This is a genomic window from Ruminococcus flavefaciens ATCC 19208, from assembly GCF_000518765.1.
Taxonomy (GTDB): Bacteria; Bacillota; Clostridia; order Oscillospirales; family Ruminococcaceae; genus Ruminococcus; species Ruminococcus flavefaciens.
This window is the reverse complement of record NZ_KI912489.1, coordinates 562,589-589,068: the sequence shown is the minus strand read 5'-3', so window position 1 is coordinate 589,068 and position 26,480 is coordinate 562,589. Positions and strand designations below refer to the sequence as shown.

Here is a 26,480-nt window from a genome sequence, read left to right as displayed (position 1 = left end):
CAATTTTTGGCACTGTACACAAATCGAGCTCTGTAAAGTGAATTTTTATGTGCTTTCAGCTGGCTTTTTACTGCTCTTTCGGTTCATTTCACACATAAGCATCACTGTCATCAGCACCAGCATTACAGATGAAACAGGCGAACCGCCGCTGTTTCCGCTCACTTTTACCGAAGATACCTCTACCGTTTCGTACTCCATAAAATAAGGCAGTAATAGTCTGCAAATCCAGAAGCTTATAACGGCTGCGGCAATACGCATCAGTATCAGCGGTCTCAGCGATATCCTGCCTGATGTTATCGCCGAGAGTTGAAACATTACACATACTCCGCCAAAGGAAACCAGCGCACTTATGTAAGGCAGCAGCAGCCAGTCGCCGCAGGGCAATGCCGAAACATTGGTTATATCAAGGAATGCGGCGACTAAAGCCTCGCCGCTTCTGCGGTCGAGGCAGGTGAGCTTCGCAAGAAGCTCACCGACTGCTGCTGCCGCTCCGATGCGTATAAGAAGTGAATTCACTACTGAAAAAGCAGCAATCATAATACATATATCCGCCATAGCCCTACCGCCACGGACAACGGAATCGGTAAGCATATCCGATGACAGACGGAATTTTCTCGATTTGCAGTTCTCGCCGCAGTTTTTCCTGAGAAAAAATGACATTATCAGCGCAAGAATAATGTTTGCCGATATATTTGATATTAGTATTACTTTGCCTGCATTATCGGAGCTGTAGAGCTGATGCGATATGCAACCGAAAGTGAACGCAGGACCTGCTCCGAAGCAAAGTCCAGACAGCAGCTCTGCACGTTTTTTTGACAGTCTACCTGCACTGTATTCATCACACAGCATTTTTACTCCAACGGGATAGCCTGCGAACATTCCGAAAGTAAAAACAGGAAAAATACTCTCCTCCATGCCGAATATTGTTCGGCTTATGCGTCCGCACCACCTCGGCATGACTGTAAGTGCTCCGCTCCTTACAATAAGTGAAGAAACTATCATCATGGCAAACAGTGAAGGTATCACCACATTCAGGCAGCGCATTATACTGATATATACCGCTCCAGCGGCAGTGGCAGTATCCAAAGTGCAAAATAATACAGCTGCCGCAAGTACTGCCGGCTTCACCAGCCTGCAAGCTTTCTCAGCAAATTTCCTCATAAATATCACCCCTTCTATCATATTATTGAAAGTGAAAAAATATACAGGAGTGAAGCTTATGTTTGACTGGCTCACGGAGCTTACCCGTGAAACCCTCTATCTCGATTCAGGGATACACATTTCGGGAAATAAAGAGCTGATTATAGATAACTGCCGCAGGATAGAGGAATATAACGAAGTCTATATGAGACTTGTGGCAGGAGGACTTTATATAAGTATACACGGGAGTGATCTTAGAGCTTACGACTTCCGTACAGGCGGACTTGTTATCCGCGGATATATCGAAAAGATAGAATTTACAGAAAGGAACAAGCATAATGAGTCTGAAAATACGAGGTCTGGTGAAAATAAACGCACAGGGGAAGAAGCTTTATAAATTCATCAATCTCATGCACGAAAACCGTATCGAATGCAGAGAACAATACTGCCGCGGCGAAGTATTCCGCGGTAATGTATTTCGCAGGGATATGAAAAAAGTAAGCGAGCTTGCAAATGAATGCAGCATTGAACTGAAAACTGCCGAATATGACAGTCTTTCCGCAAGACTTTACCGCTATCGTAAACGGATAGGACTGTTTATGGGACTTATCCTTGCAGCCGTAACGATGCTTTTCTTCTCTCAGACTATCGTCACTATAGAGATCGAAGGAAATACTTCGATAAGTGATGATATTATCCTCTCTGCACTTGCAGAGCTTGACGTAAAAGCAGGTACTCCCCTCTACCGCCTTGACCTGCGTGAATGTCAGAACAGGCTCAAAACAATGGTAGACGGCATCGCATGGGCAGGTATAAGACACACAGGCAGCCGTATTGTTGTACAGATACGCGAAGTCGAACCAAAACCTGATATGTCTCTTGAACGTGTCCCCTGCAATATCGTTGCAAGCCGCGACGCAGTTATATCCTCAGTACTTGTACAGAGCGGCGAGCTTAAACATATAGTCGGTGACTACGTCCCGAAAGGTACTCTGCTCATAAGCGGAGTCTCCGACGGTCAGAACGGCAAAACCTTCATTTATCACGCTATGGGCGATGTCCGCGGTACTTATGAGGAAAATGTAAGCTTCTCAGCGCCCTTTGATTCTCAGGAGCTTATCCCTACAGGCAAAAGAAAAAAACTTCGCAGGCTAAGACTTTTCAGCCTTGATATACCGCTCTCTTTCGGACATAATAATTACGAGCACAGCAATGCATCGACCACTCAAAAGCGTCTTGAATTCTTCGGGAAAGAGCTTCCCATAGGCATCAACAAGACTGATATCACCGAGCTTTCATTTGTCGGAAGAACATTCACAGAGGAAGAACTGTCACAGCAGCTCATGGAAAGAGTCTACCTTTATGAAAACAACTTTCTCGACGAAGATACACGTATAATCTCACGGACTATTGATATCTCCAAAAACGAAGATACTCTGACTCTGAACGTAACATACACTCTTGAAAGCAGTATCGCTGAGCAAAAGGATATATTTATAAAATAAAAGCCGTCATTTTTTACAAAAAAATATTGACAAAGTTCTCTTTTCAATGTAAAATAGTAAGCAGGGGATCATTTTCGCCTTGAAAGGAGAGACTTTCCATGATATCTATCAAAAGTGATGACTTCAGTGACAACTATGAGCTTTTCGTAAAATTGTGTTCTATCACTTCCGAACCTATGAAGCTCGTAAATGATAACTGTCAGGATATGATCGTCATGACTGCCGAAGCTTTCGAGCGCAGAAAGAAAATGCTCGATCTCCGTGAAAAACTCCTCGGCATCGACACAGAACAGTGTCTCAGCTCAAAAAATACCGACTTTCAACAACTCGGACAATATATTAATGAACTGGAAAAAAACGGGGAATAAATTGGTAATAATGCGTTCACACATAAGCCCTGTAAATGAAAATCAGATGAAATCGTCTCACTTTTTCTTGACAACCGCAGGATAATACAATATAATATTCTTGTGGTACAAGGGGTGTACCTAAAACACATTGTTACATGAAACAGGAGGATTATAAAATGGGTGTATTCAGAAGATTAAGCGACCTTCTCAAGGCTAACGTAAACGATCTTATCGACAGAGCAGAAGATCCTGAGAAGATGGTAAAGCAGATCATCATTGATATGCAGACAGAGCTTACAAAGGCTACTCAGAACTACGGCAAGGCTAAGGCAAGCGAACGCCTCGCTGAAAAGAAGTACCTTGATGCTCAGAAGATATCATCTGACTGGGAAGCTAAGGCTAAGGCTGCTCTCGCTAAGGGAGATCAGGATCTTGCTAAGCAGGCTCTTGCAAGAAAAGTCAAGGCTGACGAGGACGTTGCAAACTATAAGGAAATGTTCGATTCCATCTCTTCACAGACAGATGCTATCGGCGATCAGGTAGAGGTACTCAAGGCTAAGCTTGAAGAGGCTAAGAGCCGTCAGGCTATGCTCATCGCTCGCTCACAGATGGCTGATACTCAGAAGAGCCTTGCTAAGGCAGCAGGTACTTTCGATCCTAACTCCTCTTTTGAGAAGTTCCAGAGAATGGAAGACAAGGTCGTTCGCAAGGAAGCTGAGGCTGCTGCTTTCACTGAGATCGCAGGCGACGCACTCGGCGGCGGTTCAGGTGACGAGCTGAAGGATACTTTCAATCAGCTTGCTTCTGATGCTAAGGTCGATGCAGAGCTTGAGAGACTTATGGCTGAAATGAACGGCGGAGCTCCAAAGGACGCTGAGTAATAAACAAAAAAAGCAAAGGATTTTTATTATGAGCCGCAAAAAAGAAAATGTATATTCCGCAAAAAAAATGTTAGGAGATTCAATGCCTATACTTGGTGCACTATTTCTTTTAATAGTCTCAGTTGCATATATTCTCTTCCGCAGCTGGAGCAACAAGCTCTACTATGAGAAGTGGAAGGAATACGAGGATTGCGGTATCTGAAAAAGTCAAAGCTCCGAAGCTTAGTGCTTCGGAGCTTTTTTATTTTGTATTTCATTGTTTTACAGACAGATAAAAAGCTCCCCGATTTATTCGGAGAGCTTTTAAATTTTCTATTACTTTGTTGGATCAAGGCTTGCTATCTTATTGAGCAGGAACTCCTGTATGCGAAGTGCGTCATTCGATGTAACGCCCTTGCTTGAAGTATCAACGTCTGCATTTGCAGAACCCTGTTCTGTAAGATGATGATCGTCTGTACCTTTAAGTCCGTACTTGTTCGGATTTGCAAGGCTCTGCATGATAAGAACTATATCAGACATATCAACTTCGCCGTCACAGTTAGCATCGCCGTACTTAGTTACCTTAGGATCGTTTGAAGCATCATCTGTAGTTGTCGGAGTTGATACCATTATGCTGGTTGTTGTATAAACAGAAGTAACAGTAGAAGTAGTAGTTGATGTTGTTGATGTTGGTGAAGTAGTTGCTGTAGTTGTTGTGGTGGTTGTTGTCTCCTTAGGCTTTGTAGTAGTTGATGTAGTTACCTTTGGAGTATCACTGCCTGTACCGCCGAGTCCGTCAGCCTTTGTGCCGTCAGGCTCTTCGCCATAGTAAAGCTTGCCGTTTACATATACAGGTACGTAAGGTGTCATAACACCTACAGTTGAACCGTCTGCACCTGTTGCTGTTTTGCCGAGTCCCTTAGCTGAGAAGTCGTTTGAAGAATCCCAGCCGCTGCCGTAATCAGGCATTACAAGTGCAAGGAGTATCTCGCACTGCTGCTGTCCTTCGGAAATAGGAAGAACTACTCGTCCGTCAGGGAGATTAACTTCGATATAGTAGATATTGCCGCTGTACTGGATAGGCTTTGATATCTCAGCTGTCTTGTAGCCCTTTGCAGAGTACATAGCAGACTGGTCACGGTCGCAGCGAATTACGAGGTCCTCAGGCTTCTTGCCCTGAGCGATAACTTCGCTGAGATCCATATAGTATCTGAATGAGATATTGTCCTGTACTCTTGCAGGCCATGCGGAGTGGTTTGTTACCTTGAAGCTTATAGTCTGTCCGCTTGAGTCGCCGCCCTTTGAAAGAACTTCAACATAGAACTCAGGACTGTCGTGAACTTCCTTTGCAGGGAAGCTTGGATCCTTTGTTCCGCCGTATTTGTCTACCATCTTGCAGAGCATAGCTGTGAAGCCTGCATTATAGTCTGTAGCAACCTCGTTGTTGATGAAGTCCTGGCGGTCATCGTTGTAAGAACCGTCCTCATTAGGACCGCCTACGAGAGCACCGTAAAGGATATGTCGAGCGTGTGAAGGTATCTTCAAATCGTTCTTCCATGAACCGTGTGATGTACGGTGATGTGGGTTCTGAGGATACTTGTCGCCGAAGCCTACAACGTAGCTCTGCTTGTTCGGGTTATCACCGAGAGCATAGTTTACCTGAGTTTCAGCAAATTCTGTATAAGTATCAGCCTCTGACTTGAGGATAGTATCACTTGCAACTGTTGCAATGAAAGCAGCTGTATTTGCGTATCTCAGACAGCCCCAGTTGCTGAGCCAGCGAAGTCCGCCGGGTATCTTCTTTGCTTCAGTACCGTTTACCCAACGGTCGCAGTGCTTCTTAACGTGTGCGATAGCACTTGAGTCATTTGTATTTATAGCGTAGAGCAGCATAGCACCCTGCATATTGTCGTCCCAGCAGTGTGCCCAGCCGTAAGCAAGAGTATCTCCCTCGCCGAGCATCTTACCAAGATTAGGAATGAAGCCCTTTGCATCAGCAAGATAGCTATCGTCCTTTGTAGCTACATACAGCCAGTTTGCTGCATAGAAAAGCTCGTCGTAGAAGTGGCTTGACTGATAGAATCCCTGTGCATCGCTCTTATTATATACATCATCACTTGGTGATGTCTTTGCTATCTTGTAGATATTCTCAGCGTGCTTGATATAGTTTGCCTTCTTTGAAGCATCTATATCACCGTCAAGTGCTGCAGCACCTGCTGCGAGAGCTGCTGCCATTTCACCGAATACAGCAGAGCATCCCTTTGAGGATTTAAGTGCTGCACGGCATTCGGAAATACTGTGTGAGTTGTCCTCCATACCGTATTCAAGGAGTTCAACGGGTCCCCACCATGTATGGTCGTCCTTACCGATGCCTACCTGATATATTACCTCTGTGCCCTTATCGCACTCTGCGAGATAATCAAGAACGAATTCAAGGTTGTTAACGTATGTGGTTTTAAGCCCTGCCTTTTCAACTCCATCAGGGTACTGATAAAGTCCCCAAGCCAGCATTGATGCTGAATAAGCCATAGGCAGATTGAATTTTACGTGGTCGCCTGCATCGTACCAGCCGCCCAGTACAGGGTCCTGCATAGTGGAATCTGCTCTCCACTCAACTCTGTTCCATTCGGGAAGCGGTCCTGCCTGCTGTACCTCATAGAAGTACAGAGACTTATCAAGTGCGTCAACGTAATTGAACTTTCCGTCAGCAGCTGTTGCTGTATTAATAACAGTAAACGGCGCTGAGGACATTACTGACGCTCCAAGGACTACAGCAGAAAGCAATCCGCTTGTGAATCTTTTAAGCATAGTAAAACTCTCCTCTCATTTTTAATTGCCGCATAAAATACGGCTTCCTCACGAGTATACCATAGCTATACGTAATAAATTATGCCATATTATCAGAGAATTGTCAAGGGTATAGACTACAGAAAAAGGCGGTATAACGACAAAAGTCACAATATTTTATCACAATAGCCAATTTCATAACTGCTATTTTGTGAAAGCTGACAAAGAGCATAAGGCTGCCACTTTGCAATGAAAAATACAATCGGCAGCAACTTTTTTACTGCGTCTGTTGATTTATTGAAACCCATATGATATAATATTATTATCATATGGTATAGGGGGATATCTGTCAATGAAAAAATTCTTAAAGTCTCTTCCGTTTGTCCTGATGTTACTTGGTCTTGTCATCATACCGCTGGGGTCTCGTGCGGATTTTGGTGATTTCTCAGGCGATTCGGATTATGACAGCGGCTGGGACAGCGATTACGACAGCGACTGGGACAGCGATTACGACAGCGACTGGGACAGCGGCAACAGCTACAGCTGGGACGATGATGATGACTATTCAGGCTCACATAGCAGTTCAGGCAGCAGCGGCGATTCAACTGCTTTTGCATTTGCTGTTGGAGCAATAGCTGTATTTACTGTCATGGGTATGTCAACAAACAGCAAGAAAAAGAAAACCGAACATCATACATATACTCTCAAACCAGAGAATGATCTGCGCAACATTTATGATTATCTGGACGTTGATCCTGATTTCTCAACACCTGATTTCATCGAAAAGGTATCAAATCTCTATGTACGTTTCCAGAATGAGTGGCAGAATAAGAATATAGAACCTCTCAGACCTTACATGACAAGTGCTATGTTCGCTCAGATGGACAGACAGCTTGACAAGTACCGCCAGAACAATCAGACCAACCATGTTGACCGCATAGCTGTGCTTGATACATTTATTCTCGGCTGGAAACAGGAGAGCGGTCTTGATATCATCGTTATCCAGCTCGATACACGTATCGTTGATTACGTAACAGATGACAATACAGGCGAAATTGTACGCGGCGACAATACTCATGAGAAGTTCATGACATACGAATGGACTTTCGTCCGTACATCAGGAATGAAAACATCAAAGTCTACAGGAACGACTTCACAGACCTGTCCGTACTGCGGTGCTCATATCGACATAAATCAGAACGCAGTCTGCGAATACTGCGGCTCTGTTCTTACAACGGATACATTTGACTGGGCTGTAAGCAATATCAAGGGTATCTCACAGCACACTAAGAAATAAAGCTTTTATATTAATCGGGGGGATAATATGAAAAGGCTGAAAATATTCATATTGCTGATCCTCTCATCATTCTGTCTGCTGACGATGCCTGTTGAAGCGAAGGCTCTGGACTTCGGCAATTATGCAGGTGAAGTGGATTTCAGCTATGACAGCAACTGGCAGGTGGAGGATACTACCGCACAGTATGCAGCAGCTGCTTCAGACAGCAGTGACGACAGCGACAGCTGGAGCAGCTGCGCAAGGACGGTCAGACCAATGTGATACGCCGTCCCACAGTTCTCGGAAATACACTTTTGGGCTGGCGTCAGGACAGCGGCAAGGATATCATCATAGCAAGGCTTCAGACAAGACTTGTCAATTACATCAAGGAAGATGCTACAGGAGCTATCGTCAGCGGCAGTGACATAAAAGAGATATTCATGACATACGAATGGACTCTTACACGAACTACAGGTGTAAAGACTGCTGCGTCCACAGGTATAACTGTTCAGACCTGTCCCCACTGCGGTGCACAGCTGAATATAAATCAGACTGCTGAATGCCCTTACTGCGGCTGTATTATAACAACGGACACATTCGATTGGGCGATCAGCAATATAACAGCTCTGTCTCAGAATACAAAGTGAAAACAGACAGGCTCACGATAAGATACTGAGCCGCTGTTCGGAGGAAAAATGAAGGGGAATTTACTTATCTGCGACGATTCTCCGAGTCTCGGAAAGCTCATCTCACGCCGTTTTATGAATATGGGTATCCCGTCGGAATACTGTAAAAGCTCTATGGCAAGCATAAGAAACAAGGTCTCTGACGGCAAAATATACGGCATCATCTTATTTGCTTTCCGACCTGATGAAAAGCTGCTTGACTTTATCAGACAGCTCTCAGAAAACGGTATATTGGTATTTGCAGGACTTTACACAACATCTGCTCCCGTGCATAACAGCTTTCGCAGGGCAGGCGCTGCAAGATGCTTTACAATGCCATATCCCACAGGCAGTCTCTGCCGAACGGTCATACGGTATACAGAATGTGACGGAAGTCTTATCTCACATCTTGAGCTGCTTCTCGAAGAGCTTGGATTCCCGCGCAGACTCAGCGGATTTTACTATCTTGCAAAAGCAGCGGAAATAGCGATAAATGCTCCCGAAAGGCTATGGGGAGGCATGAACGGCATCTATGAGGAGATAGCAAATGCATATTCATCAAAGGCTTCTCTTGTGGAAAGAGCTATGCGAAATCTCGCCGATCACGCCTTTAAAAACGGTGCTTCGGCACGGCTCACCGAACATAGACTTATCGAAAAGCCTACAAATACTGAGCTTATATGCGCCTTGTGCGATATGTTCAGCCGCCTGTGACCTATTTGCTGCTTTTTGCAATGATGTATACCAAAAACAACTCACATATTCAAAAATCAGCAATTTTTGATTGACATTTTCACCGATCTGAGTTATAATTATCTTAATAAAATGTTTAATACGGAAGGAAGGTATTAACAAAATGGCTAACGAAAAAAATCCAAAAGTTCTTATAGTTGACGATGACAAGAACATCTGCGATCTTCTCAGACTTTATCTTGAAAAAGACGGATACAGCGTTCTTCTCTGCCACGACGGAGATGATGCTGTTGTTAAATTCAAGGCTCTCAGTCCCGATATGGTACTGCTTGATATAATGCTGCCCGGCAAGGACGGCTGGCAGGTATGCCGCGAGATCAGAAAGATCTCTAACGTACCGATCATTATGATAACCGCTAAAGGAGAGACTATCGACAAGGTAATCGGTCTCGAGCTTGGTGCTGACGATTATATCGTAAAGCCATTTGACGCTAAGGAAGTCATTGCCCGTATCAACGCTGTAACACGCCGCGTGGGAACAGGCATGGCTGAGCCCGAGTCAAAGGAAGTACATTACGACAAGCTCTCTGTAAATATGGACAGCTATGAGCTTAAAGTAAACGGAAAGAATATAGATACTCCTCCTAAGGAGCTGGAGCTTCTTTATTACCTTGCTTCCAACCCCAACAGAGTATATACCCGTGACCAGCTTCTTGACGAAGTATGGGGCTTTGAATACTACGGCGATTCACGTACCATCGACGTACATATAAAGCGTCTGCGTGAAAAGCTTGAGGGCATATCCGATAAGTGGGCTCTCAAGACTGTATGGGGCGTAGGCTATAAATTCGAGGCTGACGAAGAGGAATAATTCCTCATGCACTTAACGGCAAAACTATCATAGTCCTGATATTACTGATACGCATGGAGTGAGCGTATTTACGAGGAATAAAGATAATAAAAAACATCAAGGGGACCGTTTGTCCCCTTATTTTGTATAGAGGTGATCCTGCTTGAAAACCAAAAAAAGCTCTTATGACAAGCTTTTTATATTTCTGATATTTATAGTGCTGTCAGTAAATATCGTTATCAGCATTATCATTATAACTATAAGCTCTTGGATATATAAATCTTCAAAGCTTGAAGAGCTTCAGTCTATCGGTGATCTGTTCATAAGCTGTATGCAGGACAACTACGCCGAGACACGCGATACACGTTCTGAGCTTACAAAAACGCTTCATAAGAAGTTTTCAAGCAAATACCACCTGATGATATACATTTATGATGAAAACGGAAACTGCGTCCTCTCAGACGCTGATTATAAGGAAACACCGAAAAAGGTAGTCAAAAACAGCGAGAAGATATCTGCTGCCGAAATGACAAAGCTGGACGCAAATGATTTTCTTGATCTTGAAACAAAGAATATCTCGGCAAATGAACCGTATATGCTTTACGGAAGCTGCTTCTTCCTGAAGGGAAACGGCGACATTGTGCCGATGCGTATGTATGCAAAGATATACAGCAAGTCGGATAATATCAATTCCTTTGCCCTGAAAATAGCGTTATTCTATACACTTATATGTGCTCTCAGCATATCAATACAGCTTTTCCTCATAAAGAGAAGATTCAACAAGCTTGACGAATACGAAAGAATATTCCGCAGGATATCAGAACAGTATGCAAGACGCGACTTCTCGGAGTCTATCCCTACAAATGTTCCGTATACTACCTCTGAGATAGCTGATTACGTCAACGCAGTAGCTGCTGACGTTGCAAAGAGTGAAGAGACCAGTAAGACATTTATCGCCAACGTATCTCATGAGCTTAGGACCCCTATCACTACCATAGGCGGATTTGTTGACGGTATCCTTGACGGTACTATATCAAAGGGCAGACAGAACGAATACCTCGTGCTTGTATCAAAGGAGATAAAGCGACTCCGCATACTCATCTCATCAATGCTCAATATGTCAAGATTTGAGACAGGTACTCTAAGGCCTAATTTCCGCGACGTAAATCTCACTGAAATAGTTATACAGACTGTTCTCATGTTTGAAAAAAAGATAGAAGATAAAAACCTTGAGGTAGAAGGCCTCGGAAGCGACAGAATGACCTGTGAAGTCGATGCAGACCTCTTACAGCAGGTAATATACAATCTCGTCGAGAACGCCGTAAAATTCATAAATACAGGCGGTACGCTCTCATTCCGCTTTGAGCGTTCTGTAAACGGTAATTGCACCATAGGCATAAAAAATACAGGTGAAGGACTGAAAAACGACGAGATAACTCAGGTATTTGACCGTTTCTACAAGACGGATTCGTCACGAGGCAAGGATACTACAGGTCTTGGTCTCGGACTTGCGATATCACGTAAGATAGTTCATCTCCACCACGGTCATATCGTAGTCAAGAGCGTGTACGGAGAATATACAGAGTTTCTTATTCAGCTGCCTGAAAAGCAGCCAAAAGCGAAAGGATAAATAATGGACGAAAGAGATATTTTCAACCCGGATCCGTCTGAAAATAACGATCAGCAGCCGTATTCACCTCAGCATGAAAGAGCTGCCGATAACAACGTATCAAACGGCACCCATAATATGGAGCAGCACAGCGCTTATACAAACAGCACTCCCCCGCCGCCTCCACCCCCTTACAATCAGCCAAACGGCTATCAGAACGGTTACGGACAGCAGCAACAGGGCTTTTACGGTCAGCAGCCTTACGGTCAGCCTCAAAGACCTGTGTATGATAAGTTCATGTACGAACCTATCGGCTTTGAAGAGCTTGAACGCAGTCAGAACAGCAGCAATTCAGGAAGCTCTGAAAATGAGCCCCGCCGTCCGAAGGGACAGTCGGCTGTACTAATAATGTTCGTTATCCTTATCATTATTTCGGCATTAATGGCAGTATTCGGCATAGTCTATGATATAATCAACAGTGACAAGGTCATTGAAAAAATAGGCTCTCCCAAGCCTGTGATACTGTATAAGGAAGAAAAGCCAAATGGTGCCAACGACGCTGAGAAATATAAGGACGAAAACGGCAAATATACTCCCGAAGGAGCAGCTGCTCTTGTAAAGCCTTCCATAGTAAAGATATACACCTACAAGAATTACTCAAACTTTAACGCAAAGATTCCGGTAGGTACAGGCTCGGGCATAGTCCTCAACGAGGACGGCTATATTGCTACAAATGCCCATGTTCTCGAAGCTGAGGGCTATCACGTAGTTGAGACTGTTGACGGCGAGACCTACTCTGCTGCAGTCATCGGCAGAGACTCAAAAACAGATATCGCAGTTGTAAAAATAGACGCTGACGGACTTACCCCAGCTATACTCGGTAATTCAGATGAAGCTGTCGTAGGCGAACAGGTAATTGCTATCGGTAATCCTGCTAACCTTGCAAGCACAGTCACAGACGGCATCGTCTCTGCTGTAAACCGAAAAATAAGCAGTGATACAGGCGGCTTTGAAATGGACTGCATACAGACAAACGCCGATATAAGCCCCGGTAACTCCGGCGGTGCGCTGGTAAATATGTACGGTCAGGTCATCGGTATCACATCTTCAAAATACGTAAGTGCTGAATTTGAGGGACTTGGCTTTGCTATTACCATAAACGAAGCTACTCCCGTTATCGAAGAGCTTATCAAAAACGGCTATGTGGGCGGACGCTTCAAGATAGGCATACAGCTTTACGATATGAGCTCTGAAGGCAACATCAAGAAGATACAGGAAGAGCTTGGCTTTGATCTCCCGAAGGATTTCAAGGGAGTATACATCATCAGGATCGAAAAGGATTATGATATCGCCAACACAGACCTCAAGGAAGGCGATTTCATCACAGCTATAAACGGCAATGCCGTAAGCACCTATCACGAGCTTTACGACACCATAAAAAGCCAGTACAAGGCAGGCGACAAAGTTCCCGCAACCTGCGCTCACATTGATAAAGACGGCGAAATATCCTATTATGACATTGAATTCAAGCTTGCAGAGGATACCTCGGGAAATTATTGATCCCAGAGCTTCTTCGGACGCTTTGAATTTACACCTGCAACTCCTCCTGCTGCACCGAAAAAGGTCAGCAGAAGGAGTTTTTTTATGCCTGACCATTCTCCAAGTATTACGATCGCCAGAATGTTTATAACAGTGCACATCAGCACTCCGCATACTGTACCGCTGACAAGACCTTTTCTGCGTCTGTATTTACCGCAGATAAACGCTGCTATATAAGCTCCTGCTGCAATAGAGGCTCCCGCAAAGGCTCTTATCATTGTCATATCCTTCATGACAAAATATACTATCGCAGATGTAATAACTGCACCAGCCGCAGTACATAAGGCTCCTGCAAGTACAGATACAAGTATACTGAATATACGGCTTGACCACAAGCTTTTCCGTTGTCGGCGCATAAAAAACCTCCGCTGTAGAATTATTAATAATTCTATGCGGAGGTATTATCATTTATTCTTCGTCATTCTTCTTTTTCTTTGACTTTTTATCATCGTCGTCGTCAACTACCGCAGCAGCCTCAACTGTTGATGAACCCTTTGCACCTGCTTTTGCTTCTCTGAAGCGCTCAGCAGCTGAAACATTCTCAGTGATAGCCCAGTTCTTTATTCTGAGCTTATGCTTGGCACCGCCTGTTTCGATAACAACTGTATCATCGCCCACGCTTACAACAATACCTACGATACCGCCGCCTGTAACAACTTCATCGCCTACCTGAAGGCTCTGCTGCATTTCCTTGAGCTCCTTGTCGCGCTTTTTCTGAGGTCTGATAGCAAAAAAATAGAGCAGAACGAACATCAGGATAAGCATGATAGGCATTGAAAGAAGATTACCCATACTTGCCTGCTGCTGATTAGCTGTAGTTGCCTGCTCGGAATCCTCAGCAAATGCATTCAGAGCTGTAGCACTTGCTATCACGGCTGTTGAAGCAGCTGCTGTAACAGAAGCGATTAACTTATTGATCTTCATATACTAATTCTCCAATCGTTTTGATTTGTAATTCATACGATGTATATTATATCATATCCCCGATATTTTTGCAAGTACTTTAAGGCGATTTTTCGTATTTTTTTATTGTCTGTATACAGAAAAGCCGCTCCCTTAACGGGAACGGCTCTTGTAATTAGATATCTGCGATCAAACGAGCTTGATGATAGCCATTTCAGCAGCGTCACCACGGCGAGGACCGATCTTTACGATCTGTGTGTAACCACCGTTCTTATCAGCATACTTTGGAGCGATCTCGTCGAAAACCTTCTTTGCAACGGACTCCTTAGTGATGTATGAATATACCTGACGCTTGGAGTGCAGATCATCATTTTTACCGATAGTGATCATTTTTTCTGCAACTGCACGTACTTCCTTAGCTCTTGTTACGGTAGTTTCGATCTGACCGTTCTCAAGCAGGAAAGTTACCATGCCTCTGAGCATAGCCTTTCTATGATCAGATGTTCTGCCCAGCTTTCTTGTACCCGGCATTGTATTCACTCCTTTTTATAGTTGTGCGCTTTACGCACGTTTTAAGATTTATTCCTCTTCTGATGAGAGATCAAAGCCCAGTGACTGGAGCTTTTCCTTAACCTCATCGAAGGATTTCTTTCCAAGGTTTCTAACCTTCATCATTTCTTCCTCTGACTTATTGATCAAGTCATCCACGGTATTGATTCCTGCACGCTTCAGACAATTGAATGAACGTACAGATAAGTCAAGATCCTCAATGGTCATCTCAAGGATTTTTTCCTTACCCTTCTCGTCCTTTTCAACAAGGACCTCAGCAAGTCCAGCCTCTTCTGAGAGGTCGATGAACAGCTTCAGATGCTCGTTGAGGAGATTGGCTGCCTGTGATAAAGCTTCCTTAGCAGAGATAGTACCATCGGTCCATACCTCCATTGTAAGCTTATCATAGTCTGTGACCTGACCGAGTCGTGTATCCTCTACGGTATAATTAACCTTAAGAACAGGAGTATAGATGCTGTCTACAGCGATAACATCAACTGGGAGGTTGATCTGCTTCTTGTTTCTTTCTGCCGAAACATAGCCTCTGCCTCTGTCGATAGTGATCTCCATATAGAGCTTGGCATCCTTGCCAAGTGTTGCGATATGCATACCCGGATCCAGAATATTTACCTCTGAATCTGTCTTTATATCGCCGGCAGTGATCTCACATTCGCCCTCTGCCTCTATATATACTGTCTTAGGACCTTCTCCGTAAAGTTTTGCCGTCAGTCCTTTAATACTGAGGATTATTTCCGTAACGTCTTCTTTTACGCCCGGAATAGTTGACAACTCATGGTGAACTGTACCATCCTTGCCCGAAAGCTTTACAGATGTTACAGCCACACCAGGAAGTGAGGAGAGCAGCACACGCCTGAGGCTGTTTCCAAGTGTAATACCGTACCCACGCTCCAGCGGTGCTAAAACGAATTTGCCGTATTTGCCGTCACTTTTAAGCTCGACAATATCAATATCAGGCTTATTAATTTTTTCCAGCATAAAAACCCTCCTATTTCGCAATTAATGTTGATTTCGTAATCTGTCTCTTCAAGCAGATCCCTTTTCGGATTACTTTGAGTACAGCTCGACGATGAGGTGAGTAGCTACCTCGTAGTCAATATCCTCAGCTGAGGGGAGACGATTTACTGTAGCAGAGAAATCATCCTTGTTAGCTGTGAGCCATACAGGAACGAGTCTGTCCTTGGTTTCCTCTACAGTAGCCTTGAACTTTTCAGATGTTCTGTCGTTCTCCTTGAGAGCGATCACATCGCCAACCTTAACTCTATAGGAAGGAATGTTTACCTTCTTGCCGTTTACTGTATAGTGGCTGTGTACAACGAGCTGTCTTGCTTCTCTTCTTGTAAGAGCGAGACCCATTCTGTATACAACACTATCAAGTCTGGATTCGAGAACAGTGATAAGGTTATCACCTGCTTTACCCTCCATCTTTTCAGCGATTGAGAAGTAATGTCTGAAAGGCTTCTCAAGTACGCCGTAGATAAACTTCAACTTCTGCTTTTCCTTGAGCTGAAGTCCGTATTCAGAGATCTTCTTTCTGTTGTTAGCGTTCTTGAAACGGATCGACTCCTTCTTTGAAACGCCCATTACAGCAGGGCTGATGCCCAGATATCTGCACTTTTTAAGAATTGGTTCTTTCTGTACTGCCATTTTAATACACCTCCAATTTGATCAGACACGACGTCTCTTAGGCGGACGGCAGCCATTGTGCGGGATAGGTGTTACGTCCTTGATCATTCTTACCTCAAGGCCTACTGTCTGAAGTGCTCTGATAGCTGCTTCACGACCTGCACCGGGTCCCTTTACGTATACTTCTACATTCTTGAGTCCGTGCTCCATAGCAGCCTTTGCAGCTGTTTCAGCAGCTGTCTGTGCTGCGAAAGGAGTTGACTTCTTTGAGCCTCTGAAACCGAGCTCGCCTGCGCTTGCCCATGAAATTGCGTTTCCGGCTGTATCTGTAATAGTTACGATCGTATTATTGAAAGTGGACTGAATATGAACTGCGCCGCTTTCGATATTCTTACGTTCTCTACGTCTTCTGATAGTAGTAACTTTTTTACCTTTCTGCTGTGCCAAAGCTCATAACCTCCTTACTTCTTCTTGTTTGCGATAGTCTTTACAGGACCCTTACGAGTTCTTGCGTTTGTCTTTGTTCTCTGTCCTCTTACAGGGAGACCCTTACGATGACGAACGCCTCTGTAGCAGCCTATTTCAACAAGTCTCTTGATGTTAAGAGCAACTTCACGGCGGAGGTCACCCTCAACTGTGTAATGCTCATCTATATAGTCACGAAGCTTAGCTACATCCTCTTCTGCGAGATCCTTAACTCTTACGTCAGGATCAACGCCTGTTGCTGCGAGGATATTTGTTGCAGTCTGACGACCGATTCCGTAGATATAAGTGAGACCGATTTCGATTCTCTTATTCTTTGGAAGGTCAACACCGGCTATTCTTGCCATATTATAATTGCACCTCCATTAATGCGCCCGGGGCATTAACCCTGACGCTGCTTATGCTTTGGGTTTTCGCAGATCACCATGATTCTGCCTTTACGTTTGATAACCTTGCACTTTTCGCAAATAGGTTTTACTGAAGGTCTGACTTTCATTGAAAATACCTCCTTTAGCGGATAACGGATATACTTGATATCCTGTATTATTACTTAACGCGCCAGGTGATACGACCCTTTGAAAGATCATAGGGTGACATTTCAAGCTTTACCTTGTCGCCTGGAACTATTCTGATATAATTCATTCTGAGCTTTCCCGATACATGAGATAATACCTCATGTCCGTTCTCAAGCTGAACCTTGAACATTGCATTTGGCAGAGCGTCTGTTACAACGCCTTCAACCTCGATTACATCTTCTTTTGACACTTGCATAACCTCCTTTACTCAGCCTCACTGAATTGCTTCAGTATGTTTCTGAGTTTTTTATCAGTTATATCGTTTAGATCGATCATACTGTCTGTAATGCGGATATGTTTTATATTCTTCCGCTTCGGCTTGTCGAGCTTTCTGCTCTTGCCGTCCGCGATGAAGCAATACTTTTCATCATAGTCTGTAACTGCGAAGTATCCTCCGCCGTCACGTCCTGCCTCCGCTCTTACAACAGAGCCTTTAAGCAGCTTCACTGTTATTCCCTCCGTCAGGGCTGTGTCAGAATGACGGGACCGTCAGGAGTTATTGCGATCATATGCTCAAAGTGAGCTGAAAGTGAACCACTTTTTGTAACGACTGTCCAGTTGTCTTTCATAACTTTGACATCGTCGCCCTTGACATTTATCATGGGCTCTATGCAGAAAGTCATTCCCGCTACCAGTCTGGGTCCGTGACCTGCCTTGCCCCAGTTCGGTATCTCGGGTGATTCGTGAACTTCTCTGCCGATACCGTGGCCGCAGTAATTTCTTACGATTCCGTAGCCTCGTGAAGCACAATACTCTTCTACAGCATGAGAAATATCTCCGACCCTTGCGCCAACCTGAGCCTTAGCGATACCTTCATACAGGCTCGCCTCTGTAACCTCAAGCAATGCCTTAGCTTCATCAGAAATTTTACCCACAGGGAAGGTCCAGCAGCTGTCTCCGTTGAAGCCCTTGTACGCAGCTCCCGTGTCGATGCTTACTATATCGCCTTCTTTTAATCTGTGGCTTGCCTTTGGGATACCGTGGATAATCTCCTCATTTACTGAGATACAAGCGTTTCCGGGGAATCCGTAAAGACCTTTAAAGCAGGATTTGCTGTCGTGGCGGGCAAAATACTCACCAACCAGCTTATCAACATCGAGTGTTGACATTCCCGGCTTTAATCTTTCGCCCGCATACCATATTGCGCCGCAGGTAATCCTACCTGCTTCACGCATTATGGCGAGTTCGGACTTTGATTTTATTGTTATGCTCATTACTTCTCTACCCCTACTGCTGCCAGTGTGAGCTTTGAAGTTTCAGCGACCTCTTCCTGACCGATAACAGTAACAAGCTTGCCCTGCTTCTCGTAATAGTCCTTGAGAGGAGCTGTTTTCTCGTGATAAGTTGCGAGTCTGTCGAGAACGACTTCCGGCTGATCGTCCTTACGAACGATAGTCTTATCGCCGCACTTATCGCAAACACCCTCGACCTTAGTAGGCTTGTATTCAACGTGGTAAGAAGCTCCGCAGCCCTGGCAGACTCTTCTGCCTGAAACTCTCTGCTTGATAGTCTCATCGGGAACATGGATCTCGATTACCTTGTCGATCTGGATGTTCATTTTATCAAGAGCTTCTGCCTGAGGTACCGTTCTCGGGAAACCGTCGAGGATGAAACCGTTTTTACAGTCGTCCTCTGCTATTCTCTCCTTCAGTATACCTATTACGATATCATCTGATACGAGAGCACCGGCATCCATTGCAGCCTTAGCTTTGAGACCATACTCAGTGCCGTTCTTAGCAGCTTCACGAAGTATATTACCTGTAGATATCTGTGGGATATTCAGTGCATCTGAAACTACCTCAGCCTGAGTACCCTTGCCTGCGCCGGGAGCGCCTAAAAAGATAAGGTTCATATAGTCGGTCCTCCTTTACTGTAAGAAGCCCTTATGATGACGCATCATAAGATGTGATTCAAGTGTTCTTGTTGTTTCAAGCGCAACGCTTACTGCGATAAGGATCGTAGTACCGCCCATTGACAGTGTCTTGAGCTGTTCGTCTGCCATCGAAATGAAGATCGGGATAACAGCGATTATACCGAGGAAGATAGCACCAACGAGTGAGATCTTGTTGAGCACCCTCTGGATATAGTCAGATGTTGGCTTACCTGGTCTGATACCGGGGATACCGCCGTTTGACTGACGAAGGTTATTAGCGATCTCAACAGGATTATACTGGATCGATACGTAGAAGTAGTTGAACGCAATGATGAGCAGGAAGTAGATTATAGCGTAGCTCCAGCTTCTTGTGCTGAAGAAATCACAGAACTTGCTGTAGAAGCTGCCGTCATGCTTGTTCGGCTTAATGATCTGGATCGCTGATGGAAGAGACATAAATGACATAGCGAAGATGATCGGCATAACACCGCTCATGATTACCTTTATCGGGATATGTGTCTTCTGTCCGCCGTACTGCTTTCTGCCGACTACGCGCTTAGCGTACTGGATCGGGATACGTCTTTCTGCTTCGTTCATATAAACGATGAAAGCGATCTCTGCGATGATAAAGAGATAGTATGCAATAGTTACCCAGAGGTATTTACCGTTCTGATTATTATTGATACTGTTCTTTGTAAGTTTTATAAGGAGAGCAGCGTCGGTAGGGAATCTTGCTGCGATACCGGCAAAGAGTAAGATTGATATACCGTTACCGATACCCTTGTCGCTGACTCTGTTACCCATCCATACAACGATGAGTGCGCCTGCTACGAAACAAGTGATTATAACAAACGCTGCGAAAACGCCTTCTCCGCCGCTCATATATTTAAGAGCGTTGCCGATAACATTTCCGTCCTTGTCCTCAACATTTGTCATACGTTTTAATGTAAGATAATATGCGTAAGACATAAATACTGCAAGAACCATAGCAACTACAGCTGTGATCTTGTCGATCTTTTTTCTTCCCTCTTCGCCCTCGTCGCGCATACGCTCAAGAGGAGGCAGTGCATAAGTCAGCAGCTGCATGATGATGGAAGCATTGATGAACGGTGTTATCGAAAGTGAGAAAACGGTAGCTTGTGACATAGCGCCACCGGTGATCGTATTCATGTAATCGAGGAAGCCGCCGTCCTTAGCGTTTGTCTCCATCCATGCCTTTACGATATCAGGATTGAGGAAAGGAACGGTTACTGCGCTTCCGAATCTGAACAGAATGATCATGAGTAATGTGTATAAGATCTTTGTGCGTATCTCGGGGACACCCCACGCCTTTTTCAGCGTCTGAAACACATTACATCACCTCAGTCTTTCCGCCTGCCTTTTCTATCTTCTCGACAGCACTCTGTGAGAATTTTGCAGCTTTAACTGTCAGCTTAGCGGTAAGCTCTCCATTGCCGAGGATCTTTACTCCGTCATTTACCTTCTTAACAAGACCTGATGCTACGAGGAGCTCTGTATCAACTACTGTACCATCCTTGAACTTATTAAGATCAGAAACATTGACGATAGCATACTTTGTAGCGAAAATATTGTTGAAGCCTCTCTTAGGGATTCTTCTTGCGAGTGGCATCTGACCGCCTTCAAAGCCGATTCTTACGCCGCCGCCGCTACGAGCGTTCTGACCCTTGTGACCCTTACCTGCTGTCTTGCCGTTACCCGAGCCGTGGCCTCTGCCGATACGCTTTACAGCCTTGTTGGAATCGAGTGCAGGTGTTAATTCATGAATTTTCATTTGGTTGCACCTCCTTGTTTACGCTTCTGTAACCTCAACGAGGTGTGAGATCTTCTTTATTTTACCGTTTGTCTGCTCGTTGTCGGGCTGTGTTGTAACATCTCCGACCTTCTTGAGGCCAAGTGACTGAGCAGTAGCGATCTGGTCCTGCTTTCTACCAATGAGGCTCTTTACGAGCTTGATATTCTTTGCCATTTCTTACTGCCTCCTTAACCTAAAATTTCCTTAACAGACTTGCCTCTCTTAGCAGCAACATCCTTTGCAGATGTGCAGTTTACGAGGCCGTCGATTGTAGCTCTTACTACGTTGCATGGATTGTTAGAACGAAGTGACTTTGTTCTGATATCCTTTATACCTGCAACTTCGATAACGGCACGAACAGGACCGCCTGCGATAACACCGGTACCAGGTGCAGCCGGCTTCATAAGAACTCTGCCTGCGCCGAATGCGCCAACGATTTCGTGAGGGATTGTTGTTCCCTTGAGAGCAACCTTTACAAGGTTCTTCTTTGCGTCCTCGATACCCTTACGGATAGCATCGGGAACTTCTCCTGACTTTCCAAGTCCGAAGCCGACTGTACCATTTCCGTCGCCTACAACAACGAGTGCTGAGAACTTCATGATACGACCGCCCTTAACTGTCTTTGATACACGGTTGATTGCAACAACCTTCTCAACGAACTCAGGAGCCTGTGTTTCAATATTAGCCATTGTTTTACCTCCCTCTTAGAACTTTAATCCGTTTTCACGTGCGCCCTCTGCGAGTTCCTTGACTCTGCCGTGGTAGAGGTAGCCGCCTCTGTCGAAAACTACTTCGCTGATACCCTTATCAGCTGCGTTCTTAGCGATCATCTCGCCAACCTTGCGAGCACCCTCAACGTTGCCGCCGTTGCCCTCAAAGCCCTTATCCATGCTTGATGCAGAAGCAAGAGTAACACCGTTTACATCATCAATGAGCTGAGCATAGATGTGCTTTGTTGAACGGAACACATTGAGACGGGGACGCTCGGGAGTTCCTGAGATCTTTGCACGAACTCTGCGGTGTCTCTTTAATCTTGCCTTATTGCTGTCAAATTTCTTAATCATAGCAATTTGCTCCTTTTAATTACTTCTTGCCCTTACCAGCTTTACCTTCCTTGCGGATGATATGCTCGCCTTCGTATCTGATACCCTTGCCCTTGTATGGCTCAGGTGGACGCTTTTCGCGTATTTCAGCTGCAAACTGACCTACAGCCTGCTTGTCGATACCGCTTACGATGATCTTGTTCGGCTGAGGAACTTCAAGCTTGATTGCATCTGTTTCCTCAAGTACAACAGGATGTGAGAAGCCAAGGTTAAGATTTACCTTGTTGCCGCTCTTAGCAGCACGGTAGCCGACACCCTCGATCTCGAGAGTCTTTGAATATCCGTTTGTAACACCCTCAACCATGTTAGCGATGAGTGTTCTTGTAAGACCGTGAAGTGAACGGTGACGCTTGTCATCGCTTGGTCTTGTAACTGTTATAGTGCCGTTCTCGACCTCAATGCCGAGCTCTGCATTAAACTGTCTTGAAAGCTGACCCTTAGGTCCCTTTACAGTGAGAAGATTGTTCTCATTCTTAACCTCTACACCTGCAGGAACGCTGATGGGCATTTTACCGATTCTTGACATGATCAGTATCCTCCTTACCAGATGTATGCAAGGACTTCGCCGCCGACATTGAGCTCTCTTGCCTTCTTGTCTGTTACGATTCCCTTTGAAGTTGAAACGATTGCGATACCAAGGCCTTTTCTTACCTTAGGCATATCTGCGCAGCTTGAATAGATACGCAGACCTGGCTTAGAAACTCTTCTAAGGCCTGTTATAACGGGAGACTTGTTGTCGCCGTATTTAAGCGTGATTCTGATAACACCCTGCTTTCCGTCTTCGATGAGCTGGAAGCCCTTTACATATCCTTCATCTACGAGGATCTGTGTGATGTCCTTCTTTACTCTTGAAGCGGGAACGTCAACAGTGGCGTGCTTAGCAGTATTCGCATTGCGAATTCTTGTTAAAAGATCAGCGATTGTATCAGTTATCTGCATGCCGAATGACCTCCTTCTTGTATTTTACCAGCTTGCCTTTTTAACGCCGGGGATCTGACCATCGTGTGCAAGCTCTCTGAAACAGATACGGCAGATGCCGAACTTTCTGAGATATGCGTGCGGTCTGCCACAGATCTTACATCTGTTGTAAGCTCTTGTGGAATACTTGGGAGTTCTCTGCTGCTTATTGATCATTGCCTTCTTAGCCATTTTATTTCCTCCCTGATTACTTGATGAATGGAGCACCCATAAGTGAAAGGAGCTCTCTTGCCTCTTCATCAGTCTGTGCTGTTGTGATGAAGTTTATATCCATACCTCTTACCTTATCGATCTTATCGTACTCGATCTCAGGGAAGATGAGCTGTTCCTTGATACCTGTGGAGTAGTTGCCCTTGCCGTCGAATGAATTTGCGCTGATGCCTCTGAAGTCACGAACACGTGGGAACGCAACGTTGAAGAGCTTGTTTACAAATTCATACATTCTGTCGCCTCTGAGAGTTACTTTAACGCCGATAGGCATACCCTCACGAAGCTTGAAGTTAGCTACTGACTTCTTAGCTCTGCACACTACAGGCTTCTGACCTGTGATTGCTGCAAGATCAGTCATGATAGCATCTATAACCTTTGCGTTGTCCTTTGCTTCACCTGCGCCGACGTTGATCACAACCTTGTCGAGCTTCGGGATCTGCATAACACTCTTGTAGTTGAACTTCTTCATAAGTGCAGGAGCAACGTCGCTAACATAAAAATCCTTTAAACTTGCCATGTCGTTTCTCCTTTACTATTATTCAAAAGACTTGCCGCACTTCTTGCAAACGCGGAGCTTCTTGCCGTCCTCTACAACGTGACCTACTCTTGTAGGCTTGCCGCACTTAGGGCAAACGAGCTGTACCTTGCAAGCGTAAACAGGAGCCTCAGTATTGATGATGCCGCCCTTTTCGCCCATTCTTGTAGGCTTTACGTGCTTTGTGATCATGTTGATTCCCTCAACGATGACCTTGTCTTCCTTAGGGCTTACTTCTACGACCTTACCGGTCTTTCTGTCGCCCTTGCTGTCGAATTTATCCTCATACTTGCCGGTGAGAAGGATTACAGTGTCACCGGTTTTTACGTGTACTTTACTCATAATCGAATGACACCTCCATTAAAGAACTTCTGGGGCAAGGCTCAGGATCTTTGTATACTCCTTTTCACGGAGCTCCTTAGCAACAGGTCCGAAAATACGGGTACCCTTTGGGTTCTTGTCTTCCTTAATAATAACAGCAGCGTTCTCATCGAAACGGATGTAAGTACCGTCCTCTCTTCTGAGACCCTTTGCTGAACGAACGATAACTGCCTTTACAACATCGCCCTTCTTTACAACGCCTCCGGGTGTTGCTTTCTTAACTGAAGCAACTACTACATCGCCGATATTTGCATATCTTCTGCGTGTACCTCCCAGAACTCTGATACACATAAGCTCCTTTGCGCCTGTGTTATCAGCGACTTTAAGATAAGTCTGCATCTGTATCACAGCGAGTTCCTCCTTTCAAGCTTTAAGCTTCTATCAAAATTACTTAGCCTTTTCAATGATATTTGTTACACGCCATCTCTTATCCTTTGAAAGCGGACGTGTTTCCATAACCTCAACGCGGTCACCGATTCTGCACTCATTGTTTTCATCGTGAGCCTTAAGCTTAACGGTACGCTTGATGATCTTCTTATAAAGCGGGTGTTTAACGTTATCAACGATAGCAACTACGACGGTCTTATCCATCTTATCGCTTACAACCTTACCTACTCTTGTTTTTCTAAGGTTTCTCTCAGTAGACATTAGCTAAATCCTCCCTTTCTTACTGCTGCGCAGCAAGCTCTGCCTCACGCAGAGATGTCTTGATGCGTGCAATATCCTTTTTTACAGCCTTGAGTCTTGCTGTATTATCCAGCTGATTGATAGCGTGCTGGAAACGGAGAGCAAAAAGCTCTTCCTTAAGGCTTGTGAGCTTTTCGTTGAGCTCATCAACTGACATTTCTCTGATTTCTGATGCCTTCATTACTGCTCAACCTCCTGCTCTGCTTTAGTTACGAACTTACACTTGATAGGAAGCTTGTGCATAGCAAGACGCATAGCTTCTCTTGCAGTTTCCTCAGCAACGCCCTTGATCTCAAAAAGAACACGGCCTGGCTTAACTACTGCTACCCAGTATTCCGGTGAACCCTTACCTGAACCCATTCGTGTTTCAGCGGGCTTTTCTGTGATAGGCTTGTCAGGGAATATCTTGATCCAAACCTGACCGCCTCTCTTGATGTAACGAGTCATAGCAATACGGGCAGACTCGATCTGGTTGGATGTGATCCAAGCAGGCTCAAGTGCCTGAAGACCGAAATCACCGTAAGTTACCTTATTTCCTCTGTATGCCTTACCCTTAAGACGTCCTCTGTGGACTCTGCGGTACTTAACTCTCTTTGGAAGAAGCATTACTGATTACCTCCTTCTCTTTTAGCGTCACGATTGAAATTTCTGTTTCCGCCGCGTCTGTTGTTGTTTCCGTCACGCTTATCGTCACGGCGACGGCGGTCATTATTTCTTGTATCGTTCTTTCTCTCGAGCTTTTCTCTCTGAGCAGCAGCCTTTGCAGCATCGCCCTTGAGAACTTCGCCCTTGTAGATCCAAACCTTAACGCCAAGCTTACCGTATGTTGTATCAGCCTCAGCGAAACCGTAGTCGATATCAGCACGGATAGTCTGGAGCGGGATTGTACCCTCGTGGTAGCTCTCGCTTCTTGCGATTTCAGCACCGGCAAGTCTGCCTGATACCTTAACCTTGATACCCTTTGCGCCAAGACGCATTGTTCTGCCGATAGACTGCTTCATAGCTCTTCTGAAAGATACTCTGTTCTCAAGATCAAGAGCGATCTTTTCAGCAACGAGCTGGCTGTCCATATCAGGCTGCTTAACTTCAATGATATTGATGAAAACCTGCTTGTTCATCATCTTCTCGAGCTGTGCTCTGAGCTTCTCGATCTCTGCGCCGCCTCTGCCGATAACGATACCCGGCTTAGCGCAGTGGATGTGGATTCTGACCTTATCAGCAAAACGCTCGATCTCTATTCTTGGAACACCTGCTGCATACAGGCTCTTCTTGATGAAGTTACGAACGTTGTAATCCTCAACGAGGGCATTGCCGAAGTCAGACTTATTTGCATACCAACGAGAATCCCAATCTTTTATAACGCCGACACGAAGACCGTGTGGATTAACTTTCTGGCCCATTCTTCAAACCTC

40 protein-coding genes are annotated in these 26,480 nt (G+C 44.9%); 11 read left to right on the top strand and 29 right to left on the bottom strand.

The window, feature by feature from the left end; genetic code table 11:
- Positions 1–45: 45 nt before the first annotated feature.
- Positions 46–1,161, bottom strand: a complete 1,116-nt coding sequence (locus tag L870_RS0109540) for a hypothetical protein (RefSeq protein WP_162148440.1) — start codon at positions 1,159–1,161, stop codon at positions 46–48.
- A 58-nt stretch (positions 1,162–1,219) separates the two neighbouring features.
- Here L870_RS0109540 and L870_RS19495 point away from each other — a divergent pair, with 58 nt between their 5' ends.
- From L870_RS19495 to L870_RS0109520, 4 genes are all read left to right on the top strand, one after another.
- The gene (locus L870_RS19495) at positions 1,220–1,537 is read left to right on the top strand and encodes a YabP/YqfC family sporulation protein (protein WP_162148439.1); all 318 of its coding nucleotides are present in this window, start codon (positions 1,220–1,222) and stop codon (positions 1,535–1,537) included.
- A complete protein-coding gene (locus L870_RS0109530) occupies positions 1,479–2,645 on the top strand; it encodes a sporulation protein YqfD (protein ID WP_080676405.1) in 1,167 nt (388 codons plus the stop codon). The genes L870_RS19495 and L870_RS0109530 overlap by 59 nt, the downstream gene beginning before the upstream one ends.
- A 98-nt stretch (positions 2,646–2,743) precedes the next feature.
- Positions 2,744–3,013 (top strand): hypothetical protein, encoded by a 270-nt coding sequence (locus tag L870_RS17215; RefSeq protein ID WP_037271711.1) that lies wholly within the window; start codon positions 2,744–2,746, stop codon positions 3,011–3,013.
- Positions 3,014–3,171: 158 nt separating this feature from the next.
- A complete protein-coding gene (locus L870_RS0109520; RefSeq protein ID WP_028517951.1) occupies positions 3,172–3,876 on the top strand; it encodes a PspA/IM30 family protein in 705 nt (234 codons plus the stop codon).
- A gap of 315 nt (positions 3,877–4,191) precedes the next feature.
- Here the strand turns inward: L870_RS0109520 and L870_RS0109510 are convergent, their stop codons facing one another.
- Positions 4,192–6,663 carry a glycoside hydrolase family 9 protein gene (locus L870_RS0109510; protein ID WP_028517950.1) on the bottom strand — a complete coding sequence of 824 codons (2,472 nt, stop codon included), beginning with the start codon at positions 6,661–6,663 and terminating at the stop codon, positions 4,192–4,194.
- Between the two features lie 331 nt (positions 6,664–6,994).
- Here L870_RS0109510 and L870_RS0109505 point away from each other — a divergent pair, with 331 nt between their 5' ends.
- The 7 genes from L870_RS0109505 (at position 6,995) to L870_RS17205 (ending at position 13,295) form a co-directional block, all read left to right on the top strand.
- Positions 6,995–7,939 carry a zinc-ribbon domain-containing transport protein gene (locus tag L870_RS0109505; protein ID WP_028517949.1) on the top strand — a complete coding sequence of 315 codons (945 nt, stop codon included), beginning with the start codon at positions 6,995–6,997 and terminating at the stop codon, positions 7,937–7,939.
- A 27-nt stretch (positions 7,940–7,966) separates the two neighbouring features.
- Entirely contained in the window at positions 7,967–8,200 is a 234-nt protein-coding gene (locus L870_RS0109500; protein ID WP_028517948.1) for a hypothetical protein, read from the top strand.
- Positions 8,197–8,565: a TIM44-like domain-containing protein gene (locus L870_RS0109495; RefSeq protein WP_028517947.1), complete on the top strand. Its 369-nt coding sequence runs from the start codon at positions 8,197–8,199 to the stop codon at positions 8,563–8,565. The genes L870_RS0109500 and L870_RS0109495 overlap by 4 nt, the downstream gene beginning before the upstream one ends.
- A 48-nt stretch (positions 8,566–8,613) precedes the next feature.
- Complete coding sequence (locus L870_RS18545) at positions 8,614–9,297, top strand: sporulation initiation factor Spo0A C-terminal domain-containing protein (RefSeq protein WP_051411486.1); 684 nt, start codon at positions 8,614–8,616, stop codon at positions 9,295–9,297.
- 142 nt (positions 9,298–9,439) lie between these two features.
- A complete protein-coding gene (locus L870_RS0109485; protein WP_028517946.1) occupies positions 9,440–10,147 on the top strand; it encodes a response regulator transcription factor in 708 nt (235 codons plus the stop codon).
- Positions 10,148–10,289: 142 nt separating this feature from the next.
- Positions 10,290–11,756, top strand: coding sequence for a sensor histidine kinase (locus tag L870_RS0109480; RefSeq protein ID WP_028517945.1), 1,467 nt, complete (start codon positions 10,290–10,292; stop codon positions 11,754–11,756).
- A 3-nt stretch (positions 11,757–11,759) separates the two neighbouring features.
- Positions 11,760–13,295, top strand: a complete 1,536-nt coding sequence (locus tag L870_RS17205; RefSeq protein ID WP_051411485.1) for a S1C family serine protease — start codon at positions 11,760–11,762, stop codon at positions 13,293–13,295.
- Here the strand turns inward: L870_RS17205 and L870_RS0109470 are convergent.
- The 27 genes from L870_RS0109470 to rpsC all read right to left on the bottom strand — a co-directional run bounded on the left by L870_RS0109470 (position 13,289) and on the right by rpsC (position 26,468).
- Positions 13,289–13,690 carry a TIGR04086 family membrane protein gene (locus L870_RS0109470; RefSeq protein ID WP_080676403.1) on the bottom strand — a complete coding sequence of 134 codons (402 nt, stop codon included), beginning with the start codon at positions 13,688–13,690 and terminating at the stop codon, positions 13,289–13,291. The two genes, L870_RS17205 and L870_RS0109470, sit on opposite strands and share 7 nt — an antisense overlap.
- Before the next feature lie 52 nt (positions 13,691–13,742).
- Positions 13,743–14,258, bottom strand: coding sequence for a preprotein translocase subunit YajC (gene yajC / locus L870_RS17200; RefSeq protein WP_028517943.1), 516 nt, complete (start codon positions 14,256–14,258; stop codon positions 13,743–13,745).
- 168 nt (positions 14,259–14,426) lie between these two features.
- Positions 14,427–14,768 (bottom strand): 50S ribosomal protein L17, encoded by a 342-nt coding sequence (gene rplQ / locus L870_RS0109460; protein ID WP_028517942.1) that lies wholly within the window; start codon positions 14,766–14,768, stop codon positions 14,427–14,429.
- A gap of 48 nt (positions 14,769–14,816) precedes the next feature.
- On the bottom strand, positions 14,817–15,782 hold the full coding sequence (locus tag L870_RS0109455; protein ID WP_028517941.1) for a DNA-directed RNA polymerase subunit alpha: 966 nt from the start codon (positions 15,780–15,782) through the stop codon (positions 14,817–14,819).
- 69 nt (positions 15,783–15,851) lie between these two features.
- Positions 15,852–16,451 (bottom strand): 30S ribosomal protein S4, encoded by a 600-nt coding sequence (gene rpsD / locus L870_RS0109450; RefSeq protein WP_028517940.1) that lies wholly within the window; start codon positions 16,449–16,451, stop codon positions 15,852–15,854.
- Positions 16,452–16,472: 21 nt separating this feature from the next.
- Positions 16,473–16,877: a 30S ribosomal protein S11 gene (rpsK, locus tag L870_RS0109445; protein ID WP_009984961.1), complete on the bottom strand. Its 405-nt coding sequence runs from the start codon at positions 16,875–16,877 to the stop codon at positions 16,473–16,475.
- 14 nt (positions 16,878–16,891) lie between these two features.
- Entirely contained in the window at positions 16,892–17,260 is a 369-nt protein-coding gene (rpsM, locus tag L870_RS0109440; RefSeq protein ID WP_028517939.1) for a 30S ribosomal protein S13, read from the bottom strand.
- Between the two features lie 35 nt (positions 17,261–17,295).
- Complete coding sequence (gene rpmJ / locus L870_RS0109435) at positions 17,296–17,409, bottom strand: 50S ribosomal protein L36 (protein WP_009984964.1); 114 nt, start codon at positions 17,407–17,409, stop codon at positions 17,296–17,298.
- A gap of 50 nt (positions 17,410–17,459) precedes the next feature.
- Entirely contained in the window at positions 17,460–17,678 is a 219-nt protein-coding gene (infA, locus tag L870_RS0109430) for a translation initiation factor IF-1 (protein ID WP_009984966.1), read from the bottom strand.
- 14 nt (positions 17,679–17,692) lie between these two features.
- On the bottom strand, positions 17,693–17,935 hold the full coding sequence (locus L870_RS0109425; RefSeq protein WP_028517938.1) for a KOW domain-containing RNA-binding protein: 243 nt from the start codon (positions 17,933–17,935) through the stop codon (positions 17,693–17,695).
- 14 nt (positions 17,936–17,949) lie between these two features.
- The gene (gene map / locus L870_RS0109420) at positions 17,950–18,702 is read right to left on the bottom strand and encodes a type I methionyl aminopeptidase (protein ID WP_028517937.1); all 753 of its coding nucleotides are present in this window, start codon (positions 18,700–18,702) and stop codon (positions 17,950–17,952) included.
- Entirely contained in the window at positions 18,702–19,340 is a 639-nt protein-coding gene (locus L870_RS0109415; RefSeq protein ID WP_028517936.1) for an adenylate kinase, read from the bottom strand. The genes map and L870_RS0109415 overlap by 1 nt, the downstream gene beginning before the upstream one ends.
- Before the next feature lie 15 nt (positions 19,341–19,355).
- Positions 19,356–20,711: a preprotein translocase subunit SecY gene (gene secY, locus L870_RS0109410; protein ID WP_028517935.1), complete on the bottom strand. Its 1,356-nt coding sequence runs from the start codon at positions 20,709–20,711 to the stop codon at positions 19,356–19,358.
- 1 nt (position 20,712) lies between these two features.
- The gene (gene rplO / locus L870_RS0109405; protein WP_028517934.1) at positions 20,713–21,153 is read right to left on the bottom strand and encodes a 50S ribosomal protein L15; all 441 of its coding nucleotides are present in this window, start codon (positions 21,151–21,153) and stop codon (positions 20,713–20,715) included.
- 18 nt (positions 21,154–21,171) lie between these two features.
- Positions 21,172–21,348: a 50S ribosomal protein L30 gene (gene rpmD / locus L870_RS0109400; RefSeq protein WP_019680115.1), complete on the bottom strand. Its 177-nt coding sequence runs from the start codon at positions 21,346–21,348 to the stop codon at positions 21,172–21,174.
- A 14-nt stretch (positions 21,349–21,362) separates the two neighbouring features.
- Positions 21,363–21,863: a 30S ribosomal protein S5 gene (gene rpsE / locus L870_RS0109395; RefSeq protein ID WP_024860939.1), complete on the bottom strand. Its 501-nt coding sequence runs from the start codon at positions 21,861–21,863 to the stop codon at positions 21,363–21,365.
- A 15-nt stretch (positions 21,864–21,878) separates the two neighbouring features.
- Positions 21,879–22,238, bottom strand: coding sequence for a 50S ribosomal protein L18 (rplR, locus tag L870_RS0109390; protein WP_024860940.1), 360 nt, complete (start codon positions 22,236–22,238; stop codon positions 21,879–21,881).
- A 19-nt stretch (positions 22,239–22,257) separates the two neighbouring features.
- On the bottom strand, positions 22,258–22,803 hold the full coding sequence (gene rplF / locus L870_RS0109385) for a 50S ribosomal protein L6 (RefSeq protein ID WP_028517933.1): 546 nt from the start codon (positions 22,801–22,803) through the stop codon (positions 22,258–22,260).
- A 14-nt stretch (positions 22,804–22,817) separates the two neighbouring features.
- On the bottom strand, positions 22,818–23,216 hold the full coding sequence (gene rpsH / locus L870_RS0109380) for a 30S ribosomal protein S8 (protein ID WP_019680111.1): 399 nt from the start codon (positions 23,214–23,216) through the stop codon (positions 22,818–22,820).
- Between the two features lie 24 nt (positions 23,217–23,240).
- Entirely contained in the window at positions 23,241–23,426 is a 186-nt protein-coding gene (locus tag L870_RS0109375; RefSeq protein WP_009984979.1) for a type Z 30S ribosomal protein S14, read from the bottom strand.
- 16 nt (positions 23,427–23,442) lie between these two features.
- The gene (gene rplE, locus L870_RS0109370) at positions 23,443–23,982 is read right to left on the bottom strand and encodes a 50S ribosomal protein L5 (RefSeq protein WP_028517932.1); all 540 of its coding nucleotides are present in this window, start codon (positions 23,980–23,982) and stop codon (positions 23,443–23,445) included.
- 18 nt (positions 23,983–24,000) lie between these two features.
- The gene (rplX, locus tag L870_RS0109365) at positions 24,001–24,342 is read right to left on the bottom strand and encodes a 50S ribosomal protein L24 (protein WP_028517931.1); all 342 of its coding nucleotides are present in this window, start codon (positions 24,340–24,342) and stop codon (positions 24,001–24,003) included.
- Positions 24,343–24,360: 18 nt separating this feature from the next.
- Positions 24,361–24,729 (bottom strand): 50S ribosomal protein L14, encoded by a 369-nt coding sequence (rplN, locus tag L870_RS0109360; protein WP_009984984.1) that lies wholly within the window; start codon positions 24,727–24,729, stop codon positions 24,361–24,363.
- Between the two features lie 39 nt (positions 24,730–24,768).
- Positions 24,769–25,029, bottom strand: coding sequence for a 30S ribosomal protein S17 (gene rpsQ, locus L870_RS0109355; RefSeq protein ID WP_019680108.1), 261 nt, complete (start codon positions 25,027–25,029; stop codon positions 24,769–24,771).
- Between the two features lie 19 nt (positions 25,030–25,048).
- The gene (gene rpmC, locus L870_RS0109350) at positions 25,049–25,249 is read right to left on the bottom strand and encodes a 50S ribosomal protein L29 (protein WP_028517930.1); all 201 of its coding nucleotides are present in this window, start codon (positions 25,247–25,249) and stop codon (positions 25,049–25,051) included.
- Positions 25,249–25,674, bottom strand: a complete 426-nt coding sequence (gene rplP / locus L870_RS0109345; protein WP_009984988.1) for a 50S ribosomal protein L16 — start codon at positions 25,672–25,674, stop codon at positions 25,249–25,251. Before rplP ends, rpmC begins: the two co-directional genes overlap by 1 nt.
- Positions 25,674–26,468, bottom strand: coding sequence for a 30S ribosomal protein S3 (rpsC, locus tag L870_RS0109340; RefSeq protein ID WP_028517929.1), 795 nt, complete (start codon positions 26,466–26,468; stop codon positions 25,674–25,676). The genes rplP and rpsC overlap by 1 nt, the downstream gene beginning before the upstream one ends.
- Positions 26,469–26,480 lie beyond the last annotated feature (12 nt).